The organism is Bradyrhizobium sp. LTSP885, assembly GCF_000938305.1.
Lineage (GTDB): Bacteria > Pseudomonadota > Alphaproteobacteria > Rhizobiales > Xanthobacteraceae > Bradyrhizobium.
Genome location: NZ_JYMT01000006.1, coordinates 121,030 through 142,614 on the forward strand (window position 1 = coordinate 121,030; position 21,585 = coordinate 142,614).

15 protein-coding genes and 1 pseudogene are annotated in these 21,585 nt (G+C 59.5%); 3 read left to right on the forward strand and 13 right to left on the reverse strand.

Features of this window, described 5'->3' with window-relative positions:
* Positions 1–40: 40 nt before the first annotated feature.
* The 7 genes and pseudogenes from UP09_RS05320 to UP09_RS38815 all read right to left on the reverse strand — a co-directional run.
* Positions 41–2,725, reverse strand: coding sequence for a CoA-binding protein (locus tag UP09_RS05320; RefSeq protein ID WP_044537004.1), 2,685 nt, complete (start codon positions 2,723–2,725; stop codon positions 41–43).
* Entirely contained in the window at positions 2,722–3,996 is a 1,275-nt protein-coding gene (locus UP09_RS05325) for an ATP citrate lyase citrate-binding domain-containing protein (protein ID WP_245301757.1), read from the reverse strand. The genes UP09_RS05320 and UP09_RS05325 overlap by 4 nt, the downstream gene beginning before the upstream one ends.
* A 180-nt stretch (positions 3,997–4,176) precedes the next feature.
* Positions 4,177–5,922, reverse strand: a complete 1,746-nt coding sequence (locus tag UP09_RS05330; protein ID WP_052832964.1) for an ABC transporter permease — start codon at positions 5,920–5,922, stop codon at positions 4,177–4,179.
* Positions 5,919–7,022, reverse strand: a complete 1,104-nt coding sequence (locus tag UP09_RS05335; RefSeq protein WP_044537006.1) for an ABC transporter ATP-binding protein — start codon at positions 7,020–7,022, stop codon at positions 5,919–5,921. The genes UP09_RS05330 and UP09_RS05335 overlap by 4 nt, the downstream gene beginning before the upstream one ends.
* A 69-nt stretch (positions 7,023–7,091) precedes the next feature.
* Positions 7,092–8,537, reverse strand: coding sequence for an aldehyde dehydrogenase family protein (locus UP09_RS05340; protein WP_044537007.1), 1,446 nt, complete (start codon positions 8,535–8,537; stop codon positions 7,092–7,094).
* A gap of 143 nt (positions 8,538–8,680) precedes the next feature.
* Positions 8,681–9,646, reverse strand: coding sequence for a branched-chain amino acid ABC transporter permease (locus UP09_RS38810; RefSeq protein WP_197082617.1), 966 nt, complete (start codon positions 9,644–9,646; stop codon positions 8,681–8,683).
* A 99-nt stretch (positions 9,647–9,745) separates the two neighbouring features.
* A pseudogene (locus tag UP09_RS38815) lies at positions 9,746–10,600 on the reverse strand (branched-chain amino acid ABC transporter permease); the annotation flags it as partial.
* A gap of 76 nt (positions 10,601–10,676) precedes the next feature.
* On the opposite strand from UP09_RS38815, the gene UP09_RS05350 reads away from it, so the two are divergent.
* Positions 10,677–11,522 (forward strand): GntR family transcriptional regulator, encoded by an 846-nt coding sequence (locus tag UP09_RS05350; protein WP_156164463.1) that lies wholly within the window; start codon positions 10,677–10,679, stop codon positions 11,520–11,522.
* Here the strand turns inward: UP09_RS05350 and UP09_RS05355 are convergent.
* Positions 11,513–13,225, reverse strand: a complete 1,713-nt coding sequence (locus UP09_RS05355) for a GMC family oxidoreductase (protein ID WP_044537009.1) — start codon at positions 13,223–13,225, stop codon at positions 11,513–11,515. The genes UP09_RS05350 and UP09_RS05355 overlap by 10 nt on opposite strands.
* A 64-nt stretch (positions 13,226–13,289) precedes the next feature.
* Positions 13,290–14,498, reverse strand: a complete 1,209-nt coding sequence (locus tag UP09_RS05360; RefSeq protein WP_044537010.1) for a pyridoxal phosphate-dependent aminotransferase — start codon at positions 14,496–14,498, stop codon at positions 13,290–13,292.
* A gap of 203 nt (positions 14,499–14,701) precedes the next feature.
* Here UP09_RS05360 and UP09_RS05365 point away from each other — a divergent pair, with 203 nt between their 5' ends.
* Both UP09_RS05365 and UP09_RS05370 read left to right on the forward strand, forming a co-directional pair.
* Positions 14,702–16,186, forward strand: a complete 1,485-nt coding sequence (locus UP09_RS05365) for an aldehyde dehydrogenase family protein (RefSeq protein ID WP_082069999.1) — start codon at positions 14,702–14,704, stop codon at positions 16,184–16,186.
* 67 nt (positions 16,187–16,253) lie between these two features.
* Positions 16,254–16,952: a GntR family transcriptional regulator gene (locus UP09_RS05370; protein WP_044537011.1), complete on the forward strand. Its 699-nt coding sequence runs from the start codon at positions 16,254–16,256 to the stop codon at positions 16,950–16,952.
* Positions 16,953–16,992: 40 nt separating this feature from the next.
* Here the strand turns inward: UP09_RS05370 and UP09_RS05375 are convergent, their stop codons facing one another.
* From UP09_RS05375 to UP09_RS05390, 4 genes are all read right to left on the reverse strand, one after another.
* The gene (locus UP09_RS05375) at positions 16,993–17,604 is read right to left on the reverse strand and encodes a thiamine pyrophosphate-dependent enzyme (protein WP_044537012.1); all 612 of its coding nucleotides are present in this window, start codon (positions 17,602–17,604) and stop codon (positions 16,993–16,995) included.
* A 13-nt stretch (positions 17,605–17,617) separates the two neighbouring features.
* Positions 17,618–18,133: a phosphonopyruvate decarboxylase gene (locus tag UP09_RS05380; RefSeq protein WP_044537113.1), complete on the reverse strand. Its 516-nt coding sequence runs from the start codon at positions 18,131–18,133 to the stop codon at positions 17,618–17,620.
* Positions 18,134–18,276: 143 nt separating this feature from the next.
* Complete coding sequence (locus tag UP09_RS05385; protein ID WP_082069980.1) at positions 18,277–19,905, reverse strand: thiamine pyrophosphate-binding protein; 1,629 nt, start codon at positions 19,903–19,905, stop codon at positions 18,277–18,279.
* A 70-nt stretch (positions 19,906–19,975) separates the two neighbouring features.
* Positions 19,976–21,580 carry a hydantoinase B/oxoprolinase family protein gene (locus UP09_RS05390; RefSeq protein ID WP_044537014.1) on the reverse strand — a complete coding sequence of 535 codons (1,605 nt, stop codon included), beginning with the start codon at positions 21,578–21,580 and terminating at the stop codon, positions 19,976–19,978.
* Between the last annotated feature and the right edge of the window lie 5 nt (positions 21,581–21,585).

Genomic DNA, 21,585 nt, shown 5'->3' on the forward strand with positions numbered 1-21,585 from the left:
GAGGGCCTGACACCGGTCTGCCGGCCGGCAAGAGGCAGGGTCAGCTTAGAAACCGGCAATTGGATACCGGCGTGCGTGTATCCATGTTCCGGCCCCGGTTAATGTGATCGTCGATTTCGGCGGCGCAGCCTGCCATGCGCGCGAACAGGAAGAGATGGAAAGCAGCCGCTTCCAGATCTTCGGTCCTGGCCTTTCCGCTTTTCAATGCCGGCCAGAGTAGCTTGAGCAGCCACGCCGCGATCACGCCGTCGACGTTGACGCAGAAAGTCTCCCGAGTAATGCCAGACTCGAAGAGCGTACGGACCAGCACGCAATAGAATTCATGAAAGACGTTTCGGTGCCCCCGCCTTTCGAAGGTCTCCCTCAGGTACACTTCCCTGGGGTCGACGTTGACGGCCGCGCCGCGGAAAACCGGATGATTCACTCCTGGAATGGCGCGCGCGCTGCCGCCGCCTTCGCGACGGTTGATCTTCTCTGCACCGTAAACGGAAGCAAATCGACGGGCCATCGCGACGAGATCGAGTCCGTGCTCCGCCCCCGGATCCTCAAGTGGAACGCCTTCGAACAGTTCGAGCAGGAAACCTATACCTTCGTAACCGTTGCCGCCGTGAGAAAACCCGGTATGCGTGAGGAAACCGGCGAAGGCCTTGTTGATCTGAACCCTCTCGGGGGTTTCGGGGCCATCGGCCGAGACGGCACCCTTCGCGCCCTGTGCTGATATCGTTCCGGGACCGTTGGTCAGCAGCAGACCGAACAGGACGCGGATGACTTCGATATCCTCCTCGTTCGGTCGTCTCCCCAAAAGCGTAAGCGCGGCCAGATCGGTCGCGGACCAGGAGGAGAGCAGCTCCGCATTGGGAATGCCGCAAAAGCTGTCCTTGCCGTGATCAGCCGTATTTGCGGAAGCTCCGATCAACACTCCATAGAGCGCTAGATACCACGGGAAATTCGCGGCGGTAACGCGACTGATCCGCCTTCGGCGCAACGGTCCCCAGATCACCGTGGCGGCGATGGCGGCCATTACCGCGTCCACCGAGACAGGATGTTCGAGGGACTTCAGGTATCGAATGAAAGCCGATTGCGCGCCTCTTGCATCGAGAGCACGCAGAAGTCCTTCGGTTGCCGGCTCGACCGCCGTGTCTCTGAACAACTCGTCCACTCTGACGGAAGTAAAATCGAAATCGGCCTCGGCAGCGTCAAGAATCGTTATGCCGAAAAGGTCGATGAAGTGGTCCACGCCTTTGCGGATGCGGTCGATCCTTCCTCGTCCGAGCAGCAGGGCTGCGGTGGAAAGGACCGTGTTAGGGCTATTACCCGCGCTCCGGGCCGTATCGACCGCGGTCAGGATCGGATCGTGGTGCAGGTTGGCATAATACGCCAGTGCGGTATTCACTAGCTTGCCGGCGTTCGTATCGATCGTCTCCCGCAGCACTGCCAGACAGAGATTCGCCTCGAAAGGCGCTGCGGCGGCATCAAACACCCCTACCCCGTGCAGCCTTCCGGTTTGGGTCCGCGCCTCCAGAAGCGACGCCCCCGAACAATCCTTCATGTTTTGCCTCGCGAACGTCGCTCCGAGTTGTCTTTCGACCTGCGCGATCTGTTGATCGTAGGGGGCGTCCGGACGCACGAGAGGCAGATCGAGCGACGCCGGGAGCGGCAGCCCCCTCGAGTTTCCGAACCAAGGCTTTAGCGAAAGGTTCCCTCGCGGGGAAAAATCAGGTCGGATGCCTTGCAACGACATCACGCTTGACAGCGCGGCCGGCAGGTCCGCGATATCGACCACGATCGCGCCGCGTTCGGAAAAACAAGGATCATGCGGCGTGAACAGACGCTCCACGCCGAGCATCATCTTGAACCACTCCTCCTTGGATTCCGCGCCGTCGCCGAGGCCGGCGATCGCTCCTGCATGGCCCACGGCGCGCGTAATCTTGCTCTTCCATCGGCCTCCGATGCAGACTACCAACGGCTTCCCGAATCCCAGATCTTGCTCGTAGTAGCCGCCCGGCTCGATGTACATGACGGCGGCTTTGGTCCGATCGTCTCTGTCGGCCGCATAGACGAACTCCGCAGCCGCGAAATGGATGTAGACGTCCTTTCCGCTTGAGATCAGCGTAGTCGTTCCCCAGCCTGCGGTGGCCAGATAGTTCGCGATCGTGGACGTGAAGCTGCCCGAATTCGAATAGATCGCGATCGATCCCTTCAGCAGGGTATCGTCGGGGCTATCGCCGCCCAACGCGCCGCCAATTCGAACCCTATTCCAGGAATCGGCAATGCCCAGGCAGTTGGCGCCGAAGACGTCGATTCCGTTCGCCTGCGCGATAGCCCTTATCTCCCTTGCATCATGCAACGAAACCTTCTCGGTGATGATGACGACCTTCCGCAGTTGCGGGTTCACCCTGACGAGTTCGGCGACGCCGTCCCGTACGCCCGCCGGGGGCAGATAGACGACTCCAGTATTGAAGGCGTAGCCTGCGTCCAGTCCTTCCCTGACGTTGTTGAAGACCGGTATGGGGCCGGCGCTCGTCTCCAGCGTCTGACCGCCTCGGCCAAGCGAGGTCCCGAACATCACGTTGCCGCCCGAAAACGAGTGGCTTAGAGGCGTCACTCCACGGGACTCGGCGCCGAGAATATTCAGGACGCATATAGTGTCATTGCGAGTCGCTACTCTGCCGAGATCATCGATCCCCACGAAGTACTTGAAGGCTGCGAGCCCTTTGGCGATCATGCATCTATCCCTACTGGTTCTACACCCAAGCTCCGTGCGACCAATTCACGTCCGCCATTCTTCATCCATTGATCGGCTTCTCTCGCATAGTTGACTACCTCGCCGATCGCGGAATCTGGACCGAAGAAACGGTAGGGAAGCCTCAATTCATCGACGGTGTCACGAAGTGCCGCCATTCCCTGAACCAAATTGGGGCCTCCCCGTCCGACCACGACATACAGCGGCGTCGGGCCACATTCACCGAAATGCGCGCGGAGTGCGTCTGCCATCGCCTTGAACGTCGTGAAAATGTCGGTATTGTTCGATTTTCCTCCGATGATCAGAAGCACGTTCGCTCCCATCAACCAATGTGAAAAACAGCTCCGCGCCACATCGCGCATCTTCGTGTAGGGCGGATTCCCACCGAAGTCAGACGATATGATCGCATCGTCTCCCAATATTTCGGACACCAGCGAATTCGCTCCTCCGCCGAAAGTCGGCGCCAACACGGTACCCCCGGGATTAACAACGTACACGTCGCTTTGCCCCTGGTGGGTCCGAAGCTTGTTGATCTCGGCTTCGAATTCGGAGAGATCGTATGAGAGAAGGTCGGCAGGCAGGTCGAGGCGCCCCGTTCGTGTGTCGTCGCGATCGAACGCGCATTTGAAGTCGCAAGCCATTGGCAGCAGCCGGCCCGCCGATTCCTCTCCCAGACGGATGGGATTGATCTCTAACGAGGAGATTCCGAAGCCATGCACCAGGTCCCATAGCCTCGGCAGATACTGCGCGAGCGGGGAAACGATCTGCCTGGGTGCCTTGAGATCCGATAAGGCGTTCGAGATGACGAATGCCTTCAATCCGGTCAGCGGATCGAAAGGAACTTGAGCGACTCGATCCGCGTCAACGTCCTCGACATCGACACCGCCGTGATGGGTGATGGTCAGCGTCGGCGCACGAAAGCGGGTCGAATCCGAAATCGACACGTAAACTTCATGTTCCGAGGGGACGAAAGCCTCGTAGGTCACGCCGCTCGCCTTGACCTTGCGTTCGTCCGACCCATGTTCGGCGAAAAACAATCGCTCCTTCTCGCGCAACGCCTGCGCGAGATGATCCGCGCTGGCGACGAGACCCGCCTTCCCCTTCTTTCCGAGCGCTCCGTAGAAGACCGGCTTGATGACGATCTTCCGGTGCCGGTCGATGAGATCCTTGATCTCGGCGTTCGTCGCCTCCGGACCCAAGACCTCAGGATGCGGGAAATCGATCATCTTCAGAAGCTTCGAGCCGTAAAGCATCCCTCCGAGCTGCATATCGTCCTACCGTCTTAGTCGAGAAGGGGTCCAGTATATCAATGAATACATTTGCATACAATACTTATCGCTGATGAGAAATATGGAGCGAGCGATCCGCGGCGCCGCGCGCAAATCACCAGACCGGAATCCGGCAGATCGCTTGTGCTGAGGGTTAAAGGAAGACTATCCCGGCGGAAGCGCAGAAGCGCCTCGATCACGACGCAAGCGCTGGCCGATCACGACGATCGCCAGAAGTACGATTGTCTGGACGATCGCCATCACGGCAACCGTGCTGGTGGAACTGCGTTGCCAGAAATCGAACATGGTGAGCGAAAAGACTTGGGTTCCGGATGTGTAGAGGAACAGCGCCGTCGCCAACTCTCTAAAGGAAAGAACGAGCAGCAACGTCATAGACGCGAGAATGCCCGGCCACGCCAGCGGGGCGACCACGCGACGAAGCGTATAGACGAACCCAGCGCCGCACATGCGGGAACTCTCTTCGAGTTCCGGATGTATCTGCATCAAAGAGCTGGCGATGGCCCGCACACCTTGGGGCGCGAATTGCGAAACGTAAGCGAATATGATTATCCAAAGGGTGCCGTAGAGGCCTATCGGGAGGCTGATCCATGACCAAAGATAGCCGAGACCGATGATGATTCCCGGTATCGCGATTGGTAGGACCGTGATCACGTCCAGAATCTTTCTGCCGGGGATTCGGGTTCGGTGCACAGTGTAGGCGATGGCGAAATAGAGTACGCTTCCGATGACGACGGTCGCTCCGGATACGAGCAGTGAATTGACGAAGGATGCCTTGATTACGGAGTTTTCGGAAGCAGCGACGAACTGTTCGACCGAGAATTGCCGGGGATCGAACATCGCGGAGACGGTGGAATAGAAGAGACTTTTACGCAGTGCGATGAAGAGCAGAGCGGCGTAAGGAAGAACGACTGCCGCAAACAGATACGAGAAGCCGACCACGGCGAGTGGCCATCGGGCGCCGCCCAGCCCGACGGGCTTCGGTCTGAGCCCTTTTCCGGCCACGGTCACGAAACTTCGTTGGGCGAGGACGCGGCTCTGGATCAAGACCAGCGTGACGGTTACCACGAGAAGAAGAGCTCCCAATGCCGAAGCCTGATTGACCCTTGGAGGAGCGAAGCCGATGAGCTCCCAGATCTTCACGGCGACGAAATGGACGCCTCCAGGCTCTCCGAGAACGGCCGGGATCGAGAACAGCTCGATGAGCAGCACGAACACAAGGAGCCCGGACGAAAGCAGAGCGGGCAAAATCAGCGGAATCGTGACGCCGAATATGGTGCGCAGCCTGCCGGCACCACTCATCGCCGATGCCTCCTCGAGCGAGGCGTCCATGTTGCGCAGCGCCGATGCCACGAACAGGAAAACGTATGGCGCGTAGTAAATCGAGAAGACAAAGGCTACGCCTGTGAACGAGTAGATATTGACGACCCCTGGTAACCCCGCTGAACGGAGAAGGATGTTAAAGATGCCGCTTTGCGGGGAGCCGAGTATGTCCCAAGCGAACGCTCCTACGAGGGGGGGCACGAACATCGGCATCACAGCGACAGCCTCGATCATGCGCCGTCCGGGCACGTCCGTGCGGACAGCGAGCCATGCCAGACCTATTCCGATGATCATCGCTCCGCCGGTGCCGCTAAATGCCGCGCCGACGGTCGTAGCCAGGAGCGAGGAAAAGCCCGGCTCCATGAGGACGTTCGTATAGTTCCGCAGCGTCAAACCGGACCAGTCGAAGTGAAGCGCTCTGGGGGGTTCGGAGAGGAAAGAACCTATCAGCAGCACGCCGACCGGAAGCACGATCAGAACGATCAGAAGAACTGACAGCAAGGCGACGAAGAGCGGGCCGCCGAACCGTCCATAAGAGGCCCCTCTTCCAGCGATGAATGCCGGAATCAAGGCCGTCGGCCTTCTTGTGGAATCACGCGAGCGCTGCCTGGACGAACCCGCAGGCGCTTTTCAGCACCTTCCGTCAGCTCTGACGTAGTTCCCTGCACGATGACGTCGAACGGCGCATTACCCCACCGTACGGTGTAGCGCGTCGAGGTTCCTTGGTAACGAGTTTGCAGTAGCTCGACATGAAGCCAATCGCGGGAGCCGTCCGATTCATCGAGTATACAATCCTCGGGATGGATCATGACCTCGACCCTGTCCCCTTCGTGCAGGATTTCGTCCGAGTGTGCGGAGAAGGCTCGGCCACCCTCGGTCTTAAGTTCGGTGTCTCCTTGAGGCATCTGCTGGGAAACTACGATTGCTTCGAAAATATTCGCCGACGATATGAATTCGGCCACAAACTTGGCATTGGGCCGCGCATACAGTTCGGCCGGCCTGCCGACCTGCACGACGCGTCCCGCATCCATGACCACGATCCGGTCGGCGAGCTCGACGGCCTCGGCTTGATCGTGGGTGACGTAGATGCTGGTCAATCCCGTGCGTCGCTGAAGTTCCTTGAGTTCAATCCTGAGGTGCTCGCGCAGCTTTAGATCGAGATTCGATAGAGGCTCGTCGAACAACAGAAGCGTGGGGTTCGCCACCAACGCCCTGGCCAGCGCCACTCGTTGCATCTGACCTCCCGAAAGGGCGGTTGCGGATCTCTTCAGCTCCTTCTCGAGGCCCACGACCTCCAGCGCCTGCTGCACCCGCCGCGACAGGTCAGCCCCACGCACGCGTCGAACGCGCAAGGGATACGCAACATTCTCAAAGACAGTCATATGCGGCCAGATCGCATATGACTGAAAGACCATCCCAATGTCGCGGCGCTCGGGGCGTACGAATACGCCTCTGCCGGGATCCGAAACGATGCGATTGTCGATTGCGATGGAGCCGTCGGTCGGATTTTCGAGACCGGCGATCAAACGCATCGTGGTCGTCTTGCCGCAACCGCTCGGTCCCAAGATGACGACGAATTCACCGTCCTCTATTCGGAGCGAAACGTCGTCGACGGCAACGAACGCGCCGAAAGCCTTGCGAACGGATTTAAGCTCGCACTTTAAGGACATCGGCGGAACTCCGGATCGATGCTGCCCGACCCGCAGGCGATATCGGAATCCGCCCGAGGGCCGTTTGTCTCAAGGATTGAGTGTGACAAGTCGCTCCTCGGTCAGCTCCCGTATTGCGTAGCGCGGGCCTTCATGACCGAAACCGCTGTCCTTTACTCCGCCGAACGGCATCGCGTCGGCACGCGCGCTCGACGTTTCGTTAATGTGCACAGAACCGAACCGCAGCTTCTTCGCCGCTGACACAGCTCTGGAGACGTCGCCAGCGAAGATGCCCGCCGACAGGCCATACGGCGTGGAGTTGGCCTCGGATACCGCTTTGCCGAGATCGGTAAACGGCAGAATCGAGACGACGGGAGCGAATATCTCCTGATCGAGGATCTTCATGCCCGGAAGCGCGCCGGTTATGACCGTCGGCTTCATCACCGCATACGATCGCGTGCCGCCGGCGACGATGCGCGCCTGGGCGAGCCGAGCCTCGTTGACCCAACTCTCTGCCCTCTCGGCCGAAGATTCGGAGATCATGGGGCCGACCACGGTCGTAGGATCTTGTGGGTTGCCCGCCTTCATGGCGTTCGCTGCGGAGCCAAGGCGCTCTGTGACCTCGTCCAGAACCGTCGATTCCACGTAAAGCCGCTGGATCGACGTGCAGACTTGGCCGGCCTTGCGGAATGCCGCATTGGCAATCTTAGGAAGCGCCCTGTCGAGGTCGGCATCCGCGCACACAATCGTGCTGGCTATGGAGCCGAGTTCCAGTTGGGTGCGACGCAGTCCGGCTGCGGCCTGGATCGCGCGACCAACGCGGGTGCTTCCGGTGAAAGTGTAGAAGCCGATGGCCTGCTCCTCGAGTAACCACGCCCCTGGCCCGTTTCCCTCTCCTTGAATCAGAGAAAGGAAACTCGGAGGCATCCCGGCTTCAAGGAGGATTTCGCAAAGAAGCGCCGCCGTCAGGGGTGTAAGAGCCGAGGGCTTGAGGATCACCGCGTTGCCCGCGGCGAAGGCAGGTCCGAGCTTGTGCAGCACTGTGTTGAGCGGAGAATTAAACGGAGTGATCGCGCAGACAACGCCGATAGGGACGCGGACCGTAAAACCCAGACGCTCATGCTGACCGGGAGACGAGGCGAAGGAAACCGCCTCACCGACGATGCGAGTGGCCTCCTCCGCACAGAGGTTGAGGGTCACCTGGGCACGATCGACCTCCCCGCGGGCATCGACGGTCGTAAAACCGGCCTCCCTGATCATGAGCTCTACAAAGCGCTCCTTCGCAAGGCGCACCTGTTCGGCAGCCCGGCGCAACACAACGGCGCGCTCGACGGGCGGCAACGGTCCCTTCTCTGCCGCCTCGGTTGCGACCTCGACGGCTGCGGCAACCTGTTGACGCGAGGCTTGCTGCACCTCGGCGAATGCTTCGCCGGTGTACTTGTCCATTACCGGAAAGACCCGTTCGCCGTCATGCCAACGGCCTCCGATCAGGATTTTCCCGCTCGGCAACTGGCACGCTTGCCCGTCAGTAACCATGATGCACACCCTACGACCGCATAAAGCACATTGTATATCTTAGTATACAATACTATTCAATCGCTGAACGCCACGCTTGCTCGACGACAAATGACGAGATTTTCAGTTGTCCGGGAGCTATGGGTATCGTTCCGATGAACCCATCATTGGCTCGACGAGAATTGGACGCCGGTGCCAGGCGCCGTAGCGGTGGGGGAGCGAGAAGCTGTGCCGGAAGCGGAACGTCTCCGTCCCAGGAGCTTTCTGACCGCCCCTGCGATGCCCTCTCGGAAAACCAGCACGCACACGATGAAGATCACCCCCTGCACCACCCCGACCCAGGCGCCGAATGGCGCAAGATAATATTCCATACTCGTAATCACCGTCGCACCGATTGCCGGGCCAAATATCGTTCCGATGCCGCCGACGAGAGTCATGACCACCACGTCCGCGGAGGTACCCGATGACACGTCGGTGAGAGTCGCCAATTGGACCGCGAGCGCTTTGAGGGAACCGGCGAGCCCGGCGAGGCCGGCGGAGAGAGTGAACACGATTATCTTGTAATGGTCGACGTGATAGCCCAGAGATGTCGCCCGGGCTTCATTGTCGCGTATCGCCTTCAAGACGTGACCGAACGGCGATCGGACCACCCGGCGCACAAACCAGATGCTCGCGACGAAGACGGCGAGCACGAAGAAATAGAGGGTGCGATCGTCGTCGAGGGATAGGAGGCCGAACAACTTGCCCCTTGGAATTCCCTGAAGGCCGTCTTCGCCGCCCAACAATTTCGTCTGGACGCAGAGGAAGAAGACCATTTGAGCCAAGGCGAGCGTTATCATCGCGAAGTAGATTCCCTGCCGACGCGTGGCGAGAGCGCCGAATAGGAAGCCGAGCATAGACGAACACGCCACCCCGAACAGAATGGCGACTTCTGGAGTGACGCCCCAGTATTTGGCAGCGTAGCCGCACATGTAGGCGGCGACACCGAAATAGGCCGCGTGACCAAAGGAGAGGAGCCCTCCGAAGCCGAACAGCAGGTTGAAGGCCGATGCGAAGATGGCGAAACACATGACTTTCATGACGAAAGTCGGATAGATGAAGAATGGCAGAGCGACGGCTGCCGCAACCATGATTGCCGCGATAGCGAGGATCGACGCCGGTGAAAGGAGATCTGTCACCTCGCCGGAGTCCTCGCTATGCAATAGCCCCTGCCCTCTCGACGCTCCGACCCTGCCGAACAGCCCTTCGGGACGCGAAATGAGCACGAGGACCATTACGACGAAGATCACGCTGGTCGACGCGGGCGGATATAAATACTTGGTGAGACCTTCGATGACGCCGAGGGCGAGGCCCGTCACGACGGCGCCTCCGATCGAACCCATCCCGCCGATGACCACCACCGCGAACACTATGTTGATGATGTCCACGCCCATGTTGGGATTGACGGAGAAGATCGGCGCAGCGAGCGTGCCGGCGAGAGCCGCCAATCCTACTCCAGCGCCGTAAGTCAGGGTAATCAGCCTCGGCACGTTGACGCCGAACGCACCGACCAGCACCGGATTTTCCGTCGCGGCCCTCAAATACGATCCGAGTTTAGTCTTCTCGATGATTACCCATGAGAGGAGACACACGACCAAAGACACGCCGATCACCCATGCGCGATAAATCGGCAGATACATAAATCCGAGATTCCACCCACCACGCAGCTCGTCCGGGATGGAATAGGGAAGCCCGGCGCTACCGTATCTAATTCGGAACAGACCTTGGATGATGAGAGCGAGTCCGAAGGTTAGCAGCAGCCCGTAGAGATGATCTATTCGGTAGACTCTGGAGATGAGCGAGCGTTCGAGAATGATACCCACCATCGCGGCGAAGAGCGGAGCGATCAGCAAGGACCACCAGAAGCCTATGCCGAGATAGTTCAGCAACATCCACGACACGAAAGCCCCTAGCATATACTGAGCGCCATGGGCGAAGTTTACGATGTTGAGCATGCCGAAAATGATGGCGAGCCCCATGCTGAGCAGCGCATAGAACGACCCGTTGATCAAACCGACGAGAAGTTGTCCATATAGAGCGTTCATGAATTTCTCTAACCGAATACATAAGCCTTCGTATGTATACGATTGCGTACAATTGGCAACTTAAGGACTGTTTACATTGTCGGCGCGCCTGCTTGAAAACCGGGCAAATATGTTCCATTTTGCTTTGCGGGACGACTCGGCTGCCCGCCGTGCACCGCAAAACGGCGGAAATCCACCCCGAAGGGATATTGCGGACGTGCTCAAATCATCAGCAAAGCGAAATTCAACACGGAAGGTTGCTCCGGAACTGGTGGACGACCAAAACCTTTCGCGGGCCGACTACGTCTACAAGTGGCTTCGACTTTCGATTCGATCCGGAAAATTCAAGTTGGGCGACCGGCTCCGGGAGGTCGATCTCGCCGAACAGCTGAACGTCAGTAGGACCCCCATCCGAGAAGCCATCCGACGTTTGATCTCGGACGGTCTTGTCGAGGGCGCACTTTCGCGGGGCGTCATGCTCATCGAGCTCGACAAGCAGCAGGTCCGGGAAATGTACGCTCTCCGAGCATCGCTCGAGGGGACGGCGGCTCGTCTGGCGGCGCAACATGCCTCTCCTGGGGAAATTGCGGTGATGCGGGAGCTTTTGGATAAGCAGAGTAAGGCCCTGGGCAAGGCTGAGGATCTCTCGCGACTGGACCGACATTTCCACCAAACCATCCATGAGGCTGCTCACAATCGCTATCTTGCCCAGGCCCTCCTCCCGCTAATGGACTCGCTGGCCCTTTTGCCGGGAACTGTGTTTCAATTGTCCGAACGTGGTCCGCTCGCTATCAAAGAACATACGGCCATCGTACGCGCCATCGAGGCCCGCGATGCGGACGCGGCGGAAAAAGCCGGCCGGCGCCATTTCCAGAGCGTTCTGGATATGAGGCTCATGATGATGATGGAAGCCGAAGAGAGGGCCGCGGCCGGTCATCGATAGCTTTCCAGGATCGCGTCGGAGATCTTTTCCGCGGCCATGATTGTCGGGATATTCGTGTTCGCGCACGGCACGACGGGAAAGATGGACGCGTCGACCACCCGAAGGCCTACCACTCCTCTCACCACGCCGCTTGGGTCCGTGACCGCCATCGGATCTTCCGGTGCGCCCATGCGACAAGAACACGAAGCGTGCCAGACCCCCACTGCCGCTTTGCGGATGAAGGCCTCCAAAATTTCATCGTCTGCCATGGCGTCCTCGAACGTGGGACCATCGACGACGAACCTATCGAGTAGATAACGGCGCAAGCGCTCGGGTCCGTCGAGCAACCCGCTCGCCACCGCCGTGACCATCGCGTTCTTCCAGCTCATCTTCGCGATCTGCCTTACTTTTTCCCCGTAACTGGCCGGAAAGGGGTCGCTCGTCGCCGACCTCATCGCGGTGTGGAATTGCAATCGACCCAGACGGCGGAAGCCCCGCATCATTCGATCGAGATCCCGGTAATCCGAAAGGAGATTGAAGTCGACGACCGGCTCGTCGCGGGGATTCTTCGAGGCCAACTTGACGGTGCCCGTTTCCGAGTAGGTCTTGTTCACCCAGAAGTTTGTCGTCGCAATCTGTTTGCCGACCGCGTGCCACGCCGTGCGCGAGACGAAGATCGCCATCATGTCGTTGAAAGGCGCATCCGGCAGACCGGACGAAAACCTGAGTCCGAGAAGTATTTGCCGGCGTGTCCTGTCGTTGATGCGCGCGTGCGGTTTGATGAAGGAGCCGATCGCCATCGACGGGTGGTCCATTAGACGACGCCCCACTCCCGGGACGGCGGCAACGACGTCGATACCCAGTTCCTTCAGATCCCCGCCCGGGCCGATTCCTGCCCGAAGAAGATGTGCGGGGCTATGGATGGCGCCGCAGCTTAGAATCACTTCGTTCGCGGCGAATTCGACGAGACGGCCGGCGGTCCTTGCCTTGATCCCCTTGCACCTTACCCCGTCGAAAATGATCTCTTCGACCGTCGTATCGGTGGATATGACCAGATTTTCACGCAGACGGGTAGCCGGATCGAGGTATCCGACGGCCGTGGAAACCCTCTGCTCGTATGCATTGGAGATGGCTAGCGGAAAGCAGCCCTCCGCGAATTCACCGTTCTGGTCTTCGAGAAATTCGAAGCCGTCGTGTCTGACCGCCTCCAGCGCCGCGCGGGAATAGCCGTTCCAATCGTCGACGGACACCCTTCGGATCGGAATAGGTCCGGTCTTTCCGTGTAGCGGACCCGAAAAGTCCATGTCGCGCTCGAGCTTCCTGAAGTACGGCAGCACCGATTCCCATCGCCAACCTTTGGCGCCGCGTTCTTCCCATTCGTCGTAGTCCGCCGGCGCGCCTCGGTTCGCCAGTTGACCGTTGATCGACGATCCTCCGCCGAGTACTCGCGCCTGTTCATATTTCTTGAGGGGTCCTCGCGCGGTCCCGGGCTCGTTGTGAGGAACGGCGCCCGTCGTTACGCGTAGATCGGACCAAAGGAACCGCGGGTCCAGGTATCCGCGCCCCGTATAGCTGTCGGCGATCGGAGCGGGCACCCCTCCGTGCGGAGTATCCATTCCAGCTTCGCACAACAGAACGCTGTGCCTGCCGTTTGCAGATAACCGATTGGCGAGAACCGCGCCCGCCGATCCACCGCCCACTATTATGAAATCGAATGAAGCCACGATGTCTCCAGCAAACGCCGCTCGGTACCATCTAGGATGCGACGGATCGCCACCCGGTCTGCAATCACGACGATCTCAAAGAACCGCAGAACCGCTGAATCCGCTCGCACGCGCTCCTCAGATCGGAAAGACTCGCAGCGTACGAAATGCGGAAATTCGGGCTGAGCCCGAACGCCGCGCCGTGTACAACCGCGACCCCTTCCGCGTTAAGTAGTTCGGTCACGAAATCCTTGTCCGACTGGATCACGCGCCCGGATGGCGTTCTCGTGCCGATCGCACCCCGGCAGGATGGAAACACGTAGAAAGCGCCCTCCGGTTTGGGACAATTGATGAACTTGGCCTGGTTCAACATGGAGACCACGAGATCCCGCCTTTCTTGGAAGGCGACCCTGCTCCTTTTGATGTAGTCCTGAGGACCGTTCAAGGCTTCGACGGCAGCCCATTGGGCGATCGAACATGGGCCTGAAGTCAACTGACTTTGGACCTTTTCCATCGCCTTTATGAGTTGACTCGGCCCAGCGGCATAACCGATCCGCCAACCGGTCATGGCATACGCCTTCGATACGCCGTTCATCGTCAACGTCCTATCCGCCAGCCGTGGTTCGACCTGGGCTATCGTCTTGAACTTGAAATCGTCGTAGACGAGGTGCTCGTAGATGTCGTCCACGAGTACCCAGACGTGCGGATACCGCAACAGGACAGCGGTCAGGGACTTGAGCTCGTTCTCCGTGTAGGCAACGCCGCTGGGATTCGAGGGCGAGTTGAAGATGAACCACTTGGTCTTCGACGTGATCGCCCTCTCCAGATCTTCCGGCCTGATCTTGAAGTTGGCTTCGAGGCTCGTCGACAGAATGACCGGCGTACCCCCGCATAGGCAAACGAGTTCGGGATAGGAAACCCAGTGCGGCGCCGGGATGATGACCTCGTCGCCCTCGTCTACCGTCGCCAGCATCGCGTTCGAGATAATTTGCTTGCCTCCGCTCGAAACGATCGTGTCGGCGGGATCGTAGCAAAGTCCGTTCTCGCGCTTGAACTTGTCGGCAACGGCGCGCCTCAGCTCGGGTATGCCAGCGACCGGCGTGTATTTCGTCTCGCCCCGCGCTAGGGCGTCCCTAGCTGCATCCTTGATGTTGTCGGGCGTGTCGAAGTCGGGTTGGCCGGAGCCGAGCGAAATCACGTCGCGGCCCTGCGCCGCCAGTTCTCTCGCTCTCTGCGTAACCGCAATCGTCGCGGACGGGTTGATTCGGGTAACAGCGGCGGAAAGGAAGGCCATAATTAGATTTCACCAAGATTGACGTCGTGCGTCGCCTTACTTACACTATTGCATACATTCGTGTACAGAAGCATTTTGACGGACGTAGCGTGCGGTTTACGTTCAGGAAGCCCGAGCTCCGCGCGGTGGAGGGAGATAACCCCGCGCGTCGGAAGTTGCCACTTGTATACCATAGTGGACAATAGTTGATGATAGGAGATGTGATGTCAGAGATCCGAAATGCAATCGATCTGACGCGGCGGAATATCGATACGGAGACAAGGCTGCGCCTGCCGACCCTGAACCCCATCATCGGCGGCAAGGCGGTCGATTGTGCCGAACGCTTCTCCGTCCTTGACAAATACACGCAGAGGACGATCGCTGAAGTCGGCGAGACATCGGAGATGCATGTCGAAGACGCCGTCGCGGCGGCGCTGACGGCCCTCCGCCGCGGCGCGCCACCTCCCTACGACATGGCGCGAATTCTCGAGCGTACGGCAGCGATATTGCTGCGGGAACGGTCGCGGATTATCGACGTGATGATCTCGGAGACGGGCTTCACGGAGGCCGACGCGGAAACCGAGATAGATCGTGCGGCGATCGTCCTTAAGCTTTGTGCAGAAGAGGCTACGAGAATCGTTGGTGATACCGTGTCGTTCGCGGCAACTCCTGGACAGCATCGAAGGCTGGGATTCACGCTTCGGTTTCCCGTCGGCGTCGTTTGCGCGATTACGCCCTTCAATTCGCCCCTGTACACGGTTTCGCACAAGGTGGCGCCGGCTCTTGCGGCGGGCAATCCCGTGATTCTGAAGCCGTCGGAGCTCACCCCGTTGACCGCCGCTTTCCTCTGCGAAGCCCTTCTGGAGGCAGGATTGCCCGATGATTTCATCGCTCTGCTTCAAGGATCCGGCGATCGGGTCGGCCGCTTCCTCGTCGCCAACAATGACATCGCGTTCTATAGCTTCACCGGCAGCACCAGGGTCGGCCGCCTTATCCAGCAAGGCGCGGGACTACGGCGGACCCAGATGGAGCTTGGCAGCATCGCAAGCACTATCGTCTGCGCCGACGCGGACCTTTCTGTTGCGATTCCCAAAATAGCCAGCGCTGGCTTCCGGAAAGCCGGTCAGGTCTGCGTGTCGGTGCAACGGCTATACGTGGAACAGCCGATATTCGACGACTTCATGGATATGTTTACCGAGGCTGCCCTGAAAATGCCCTTGGGCAACCCTCGCCTTCCAGAGACCCGGGTCGGCCCGATGATCACCTTGGCCGCGGCTGAGCGCGCGGCGGAGTGGATCGAGGAGGCGAGGCTTGGACAGGCCTTGATCAAGACCGGGGGAGGCCGGAGCGGCGCAATGTTCGAACCCACGATCGTGACAGGCGTGCGTCCCGGAATGCGGGTCGTCGACAGCGAGATATTCGCTCCGTGCGTGGTTGTCATGCCGTTCACCAGTTTCGACGACATGATTCTGGATGCGAATAACACGCCTTTCGGCCTTTCCGCCGGCATATTTACGAACGACCTGTCCAGGACGTTAGAGGCCGGACAAAAGCTGAGGTTCGGCGCAATCCACGTAAACGAGACGTCGAGCGCGCGCGCCGATGCCATGCCTTTCGGAGGGGTAAAGGACTCCGGTTTCGGCCACGAGGGACCAAAGTACGCCATCAGGGAGCTGACCGAGGAGCGATTGATCACCTTCAACAACTAAGCATGGCCGTTTCGTGGACAAAACCGGCGACGGAGGGTAGACAACCCTATCCGCCGGGTGCCCAGTCATGTCAGCCAAGTCGAAGCCTCAGACGTCCCGGGCCGCTAGAAGGCCCAAATCCGACAACGGCAACCGTTCGCGTGCCGATTTCGTCTATCAGCACCTGCGCGAAAGCGTTAGGTCGGGAAGGTACAGCCCCGGGGACAGACTGCGCGAGGCCGATCTGGCCGAACAGTTGGATGTGAGCCGAACACCGATACGGGAAGCCTTGCGGCGTCTGGTATCGGATGGGCTAGTCGAAGTGGCCTCCTCCCGAGGCGTGATGTTCGTCGAACTTAACAAGCAGCAGGTGCGCGAGCTGTACATCCTGCGCGAGTCCCTGGAGGGAACGGCGGCAGGACTTGCCGCCATGCACGCCTCGGAGGCCGAGATCGAACTGATGCATGAGCTACTGAAGGAATCCGGCGCGATAAAAGGGAATCCGACTAAGATGGCCCAAACAAACCGGAGTTTCCACCGGGCCATACACGATGCCGCTCACAACCGGTACGTTACGCAGGCGATCAACCAGCTCTACGACTCCATGGCCTTGCTGCCGGGCACGACCTTCGAATTTCCTGGACGATCGGTGACAGCGCATAAGGAGCATCTCGCGATACTCAAGGCGATAAAGGCCCGGGATTCCGAGGGCGCAGAGCATCATGCGCGCCTGCACATTCAGGCAGCGGCGCAGATCCGCATGAAGATGATGTTCGCGGTCGACTAGGCGGGTACGAAACCCGCCCGTCTTCGACGACCGGCCGCGATCACTTCCCGTCCGGCGGATTGTCTCCCAGAAGCGCGCGACGGAAGATGAGTTTGCGGTCTACTGCATCCCAGCTCCGAGGATGCCTGCGTGATGGTCCGCCATCGACCTTGACCAGCACGAACACCGGCCCGACACCGCGGAGAGCCCTTGCCGCCTCGCCGAACTGGGACGCATGCCTTATTTCCATCGCGCATTTGATGCCGCTGCCCTCGGCGATCGCGCGCAGGTCCACGCCCATTCCGGTATGCGTCCGCTGATTGCCCGTCTCGCCGTAAAGCTCGTTGTCGACGCATAGGATCGCCAGATTCTTCGGAGCGTGGGCGCCGATCGTCGCGAGCGAACCGAGACTCATCAGCACGTCGCCGTCGCCGGCGGCGACCAGGACCTGACGGTTCGGTTGCGCGAGAGCGAGCCCGAAACCGGTCATCAGGGCGCCGCCCATGGCGCCTCCGAAGATGAAGGAGTTCGCCGATTCCTTGGTCAGGTCCGCGATGTCCTGCGCTGTACCGGCCAGGCCGCATACAATGAGGAAGTCCTTGTGGTCGCCGACTATGTGCGGAATCGCTTCGCGACGATCGAGAACTGCTTCCGGCTTGATTTGCTTGTTCATCTTTCGACTCCGCTCAAAACGCCTTCGCACCGAGCAAGCGCTGCGAAAGCAATAGCGCGATTGCCATGCGCGACTGAAAGGCCATCGTCAGCGCAGCTGACGCGCACGGAACGACGTCGTTGGGTCCGTCGGCTCTCAAACATTTCACGCCCATGGCCTCCAGCGTCGCCGGAGCGCCCTGCCCCATGGGTACCTGCCATGCATTGCCTTCGCCAAACTCGCCACGCATGGTCACGATGGTCAGGAACGGGAATTGCCCGTTGGATATGAGCGAGAGCATGTTCATACAGTTGCCGACTCCGCTGCTCTGCATCAAGAGGACCGATTTTACGCCGCCCAAATGGGCGCCCGCCGCGAGCGCGACGCCTTCCTGTTCCGTTGTCAGAGTGATCGCCTCGACCGCGGGATCGGCCAGCGAGCGATTGATGAGGGTCTTGTGACCTCCGTCGGGCACGTAGCTGAATATCTTTACGTTTGACTTCCGCAGCACTTCGTAAAGGTCGTCCTGCCATGCGGTCTGTACGCTCACCTTCGAACTCCGATTGTTATCGCGCAGAGGGGACGTCGGAGGCGACCTGGATAGGATGGCCTCCGACATGACCCATTACGACAATTGTATACATTTGGATGCAATATTCAAGTATGGTGCTAAAGTTTCCGGATTGCTGTGGCTCAGAACTGCGCAAGATACTGCGCGGGATCGATTTTAGCGCCGATCACGAGCGGCACGTCGTCGGTCGGACTGCGCAGTGCGAGCATCTTTTCGAGTTCCCATTGGGACGAGACGTTCACACCCCGACAACCCATGCTCCCGGCGAGAGACGCGACGTCCGTCGACTCGATCAGTGTACCGAAACTGGGGTATTGCTTTGCCATCTGCTTGAGTTCGATCCGGTTCAGGCTGTTGTCGCAGAATACGATGACGGTAATCCCCAGCTTCAAGGTGGCGGCAAGCCTCAGCTCGCCCTGGACCATCGCCAAGCCGCCGTCGCCCGTGAAGCACACGACTTCGCGATCGCGGTGCACCAGTTTCGCCGTGATCGCGGCCGGCAAGGAGTAACCCATGGAGGAAAGCCCGTTCGTCATCAGCACGCTGCGCGGATGGCGCGCGACCCATCCTTGACCGACCAGTAGCTTGTGCGAACCGACATCGCTGGTCGCTATGGCATTATCGCTGCTCGCAGCCATGACGGACTCGACGACATCCGTGGGATTGAGCTTGCCGGCTACGCGCCCTTCAAGATAGCGGTCGCGAAGATGTTTCCGATGTTCGGATATTTCCGACGTGCGCCATATTGATTCGGATTCGGCGATTTGCTCGACGATAGCTTGAACGGACTGCCGCACCGGGCCGACGATTTCTATCGGAGAGAAGTAGATCTGATCCGTATTCGGCGTGCTATCGATATGTATGACGGGCGCGGGAACGTTCCAGGGCTTTATGAGCTCGACCGGATCGAAACCTATCGAAAGGATAAGGTCCGCCTTCCTTAGGAACTCCCAAACGACTTCGTTGCAGGCCATGTCGAGAACGCCGGCAAAACTCTCTGCCGTTTCCGTGACCACCCCCTTCGCCATGGGAGATACGATGATGGGGCACCGCAGCTTTTCGGAAAGGCTCGCTATCGCCTTGCCCGCATCGGCGCGTTGAGCGGAGATGCCGGTCACGATGACAGGACGCTTCGCGGACGCTATTTTCTTGAATGGGTCCGTTCGCCCGATCTGCGTGATGACGCTGATCGCTGCCGCGTGCTCGTCGAGAGGCGGAATGAGTATTTCCGAGTCCGTCGCTTGGGCCCCCACCACGTCCGCCGGCGTCGAGATATGTACGGGGCCCGGGCGTTCGGATACGGCGATTCGCAACGCTCGCCGCATGATGCCACCGACGGTGTGCGGGGCGATCGACGCCGTCCACTTGGATATCGGGCTGAAGAGGAGATTGTGATCGAGAACTTGGTGGGTGAATAGTTTTTCGCGCTTTGTCTCGATCTGACCGGAGAGCGCTATCATCGGCACGCGGTCAAGAAATGCATTGGCGACAGCGTTGACGAGGTTCGAGGATCCGGGTCCGAGAGTGGAAAGGCACACTCCGGGGCGGCCCGTCAACTGTCCGTATGCCTCGGCCATGAGACCTGCCGTTCCCTCGCGCGTAGCGAGCACGAACTTCATCTGCTCTTTTCGTGCGGCCTCCAGAAACTCGACGCTCGGATCACCCGGATAGCCGAAGATATGGTCTATGCCCGCGCCCTTCAGGTAGGAGACGATGACTTCTGAGCAATTCATACAAGGAAACTCCGGCATCGGCACGATTTCGTCCCACAGGGATTCCGATCTGGTTCCCCCGGGTATCTAGGCGGCAGCGGGCCGCCCATCACTCCACGTAACCCAACTCGCGATCGATCTCGTTTTGAGCCTTCGTTCGCGTCGCGGATGAATTGTAGCCGCCGCCCCCTGGCGTTCTCATCAGGATTCGGTCACCAGTCTTGAGGATGTGCTGGACGCGGTTGTTTACGAGTTTGTCGTTGATCCAGACCTCTCCGAGCCCGCCCGGATTTCCGCCACCTAAGCCGGGTGCGGGGATGCGGGTTCGTTCGGTCATGAAGACGGCCTGAATATCTGTCGCTGACGTGCTTTCGAGCAGAATGTCCTGACCGAGACCTCCACGGAACTCGCCGGCTCCTCCGGAGTTCGCGCGAAGACGCTTGTAGTGGATGAACAATGGATCGTTGTGTTCGGACACCTCTACCGGCGTCGACGAGATGTTGCTCGGCCACGAAAGACAACTCACACCGTCCCCACTCGCACGGCCGCCGGTACCCCCGTTGAAGAAAAGCACGTTCGCGTATGGCTTTCCGTCAGTCCTGACGCCGGAAAGCGTAAGGATCCAAAGCGGAGAACCGGGTGCGGCCATCACTCTGTCCGGGATGATCTGGTGCAGTGCGCCGAATACCAGCACGGGCACGTAGTGTCCGGTGGCAGCCCTCGCTCCCACCGCAACCGGGAAGACCGGGTTCAGGACCGATCCTTCAGGCGCCCTCACCTTGACGGCGCGTAGGATACCTTCATTGTTCGGCAGATTGGGCAGTAGCGAGCATTTCAGCGCATAGATGCTCATGGCGAACGTGTACGCATAGACGCAATTGATCGCCCGCGGCTGTTGCGGCGAAGTCCCTGCATAGTCGAGTTCGAGTTCGCCTCCTTCGATCGTCAGCGCAAGCTTAAAGGAAAGCGGACTCTCGACACCATCCGTCGTGATTTCGTACCGGTAGATCCCGTCGGGAAGTGCTTCGATCGCCTCACGCATCGCCCGCTCGGATCGACTGAACAGTTCGGCGGCCAGGCCCCGCAGGTCCGTTAGATCGTGTTCGCGCATCATGCCGAGGATGCGCTTTTCGATCAGATCGATGGCTCCGACCTGAGCCCAGACGTCGCCGGTTGTCTGATCTGGCGTGCGGACGTTCTCCCGGAGCAGTTCGATCAGAGTGTCGTCTGGTTTTCCCGCGCTGATGAACCGCATGAGAGGGATGTGGAAACCTTCTTCGAACACTTCGCGCGGCTCGATCGATCGAATACGGCCGCCGATGTCGGGAACGTGCGACGTCGTAGCGGCGAACGCAACGAGCACTCCGTTGCGAAAGATCGGCTTCACGAGGGAGATATCGTTGAGGTGGCCCGTTCCCTTCCAGGGATCGTTGGTCACGAAGACATCGCCTGGCTGCATTTTTTCGGCGCCGAACTTGGCGAGAAAGTGCTTCACCGTAGCCGGTAACGTGCCGATGAAAGACGGAATGCTTCCGGTGTTTTGCGCAAGGGAATTGCCACACTCGTCCGTAAGCACGCACGCGAAGTCGTTGGCTTCGTTGGACAGCGTGGAAAACGACGTTCGGACGATGACCTTCGCGGCTTCGTCGACTGCGGAGATGATGCGAGTCCAGAGGACTTCTATGGCGACGGCGTTCAGTTCCTTGGTACCCATGGCGC

Bases quoted from the DNA above. Each gene is read 5' to 3' on its own strand.
- UP09_RS05320 (WP_044537004.1), bottom strand. From the start codon at position 2,725: ATGATCGCCAAAGGGCTCGCAGCCTTCAAGTACTTCGTGGGGATCGAT.
- UP09_RS05325 (WP_245301757.1), bottom strand. From the start codon at position 3,996: ATGCTTTACGGCTCGAAGCTTCTGAAGATGATCGATTTCCCGCATCCT.
- UP09_RS05335 (WP_044537006.1), bottom strand. From the start codon at position 7,022: ATGTCCTTAAAGTGCGAGCTTAAATCCGTTCGCAAGGCTTTCGGCGCG.
- UP09_RS05340 (WP_044537007.1), bottom strand. From the start codon at position 8,537: ATGGTTACTGACGGGCAAGCGTGCCAGTTGCCGAGCGGGAAAATCCTG.
- UP09_RS38810 (WP_197082617.1), bottom strand. From the start codon at position 9,646: ATGGTTGCGGCAGCCGTCGCTCTGCCATTCTTCATCTATCCGACTTTC.
- UP09_RS05360 (WP_044537010.1), bottom strand. From the start codon at position 14,498: ATGGCCTTCCTTTCCGCCGCTGTTACCCGAATCAACCCGTCCGCGACG.
- UP09_RS05365 (WP_082069999.1), top strand. From the start codon at position 14,702: ATGTCAGAGATCCGAAATGCAATCGATCTGACGCGGCGGAATATCGAT.
- UP09_RS05370 (WP_044537011.1), top strand. From the start codon at position 16,254: ATGTCAGCCAAGTCGAAGCCTCAGACGTCCCGGGCCGCTAGAAGGCCC.
- UP09_RS05375 (WP_044537012.1), bottom strand. From the start codon at position 17,604: ATGAACAAGCAAATCAAGCCGGAAGCAGTTCTCGATCGTCGCGAAGCG.
- UP09_RS05385 (WP_082069980.1), bottom strand. From the start codon at position 19,905: ATGCCGGAGTTTCCTTGTATGAATTGCTCAGAAGTCATCGTCTCCTAC.
- UP09_RS05390 (WP_044537014.1), bottom strand. From the start codon at position 21,580: ATGGGTACCAAGGAACTGAACGCCGTCGCCATAGAAGTCCTCTGGACT.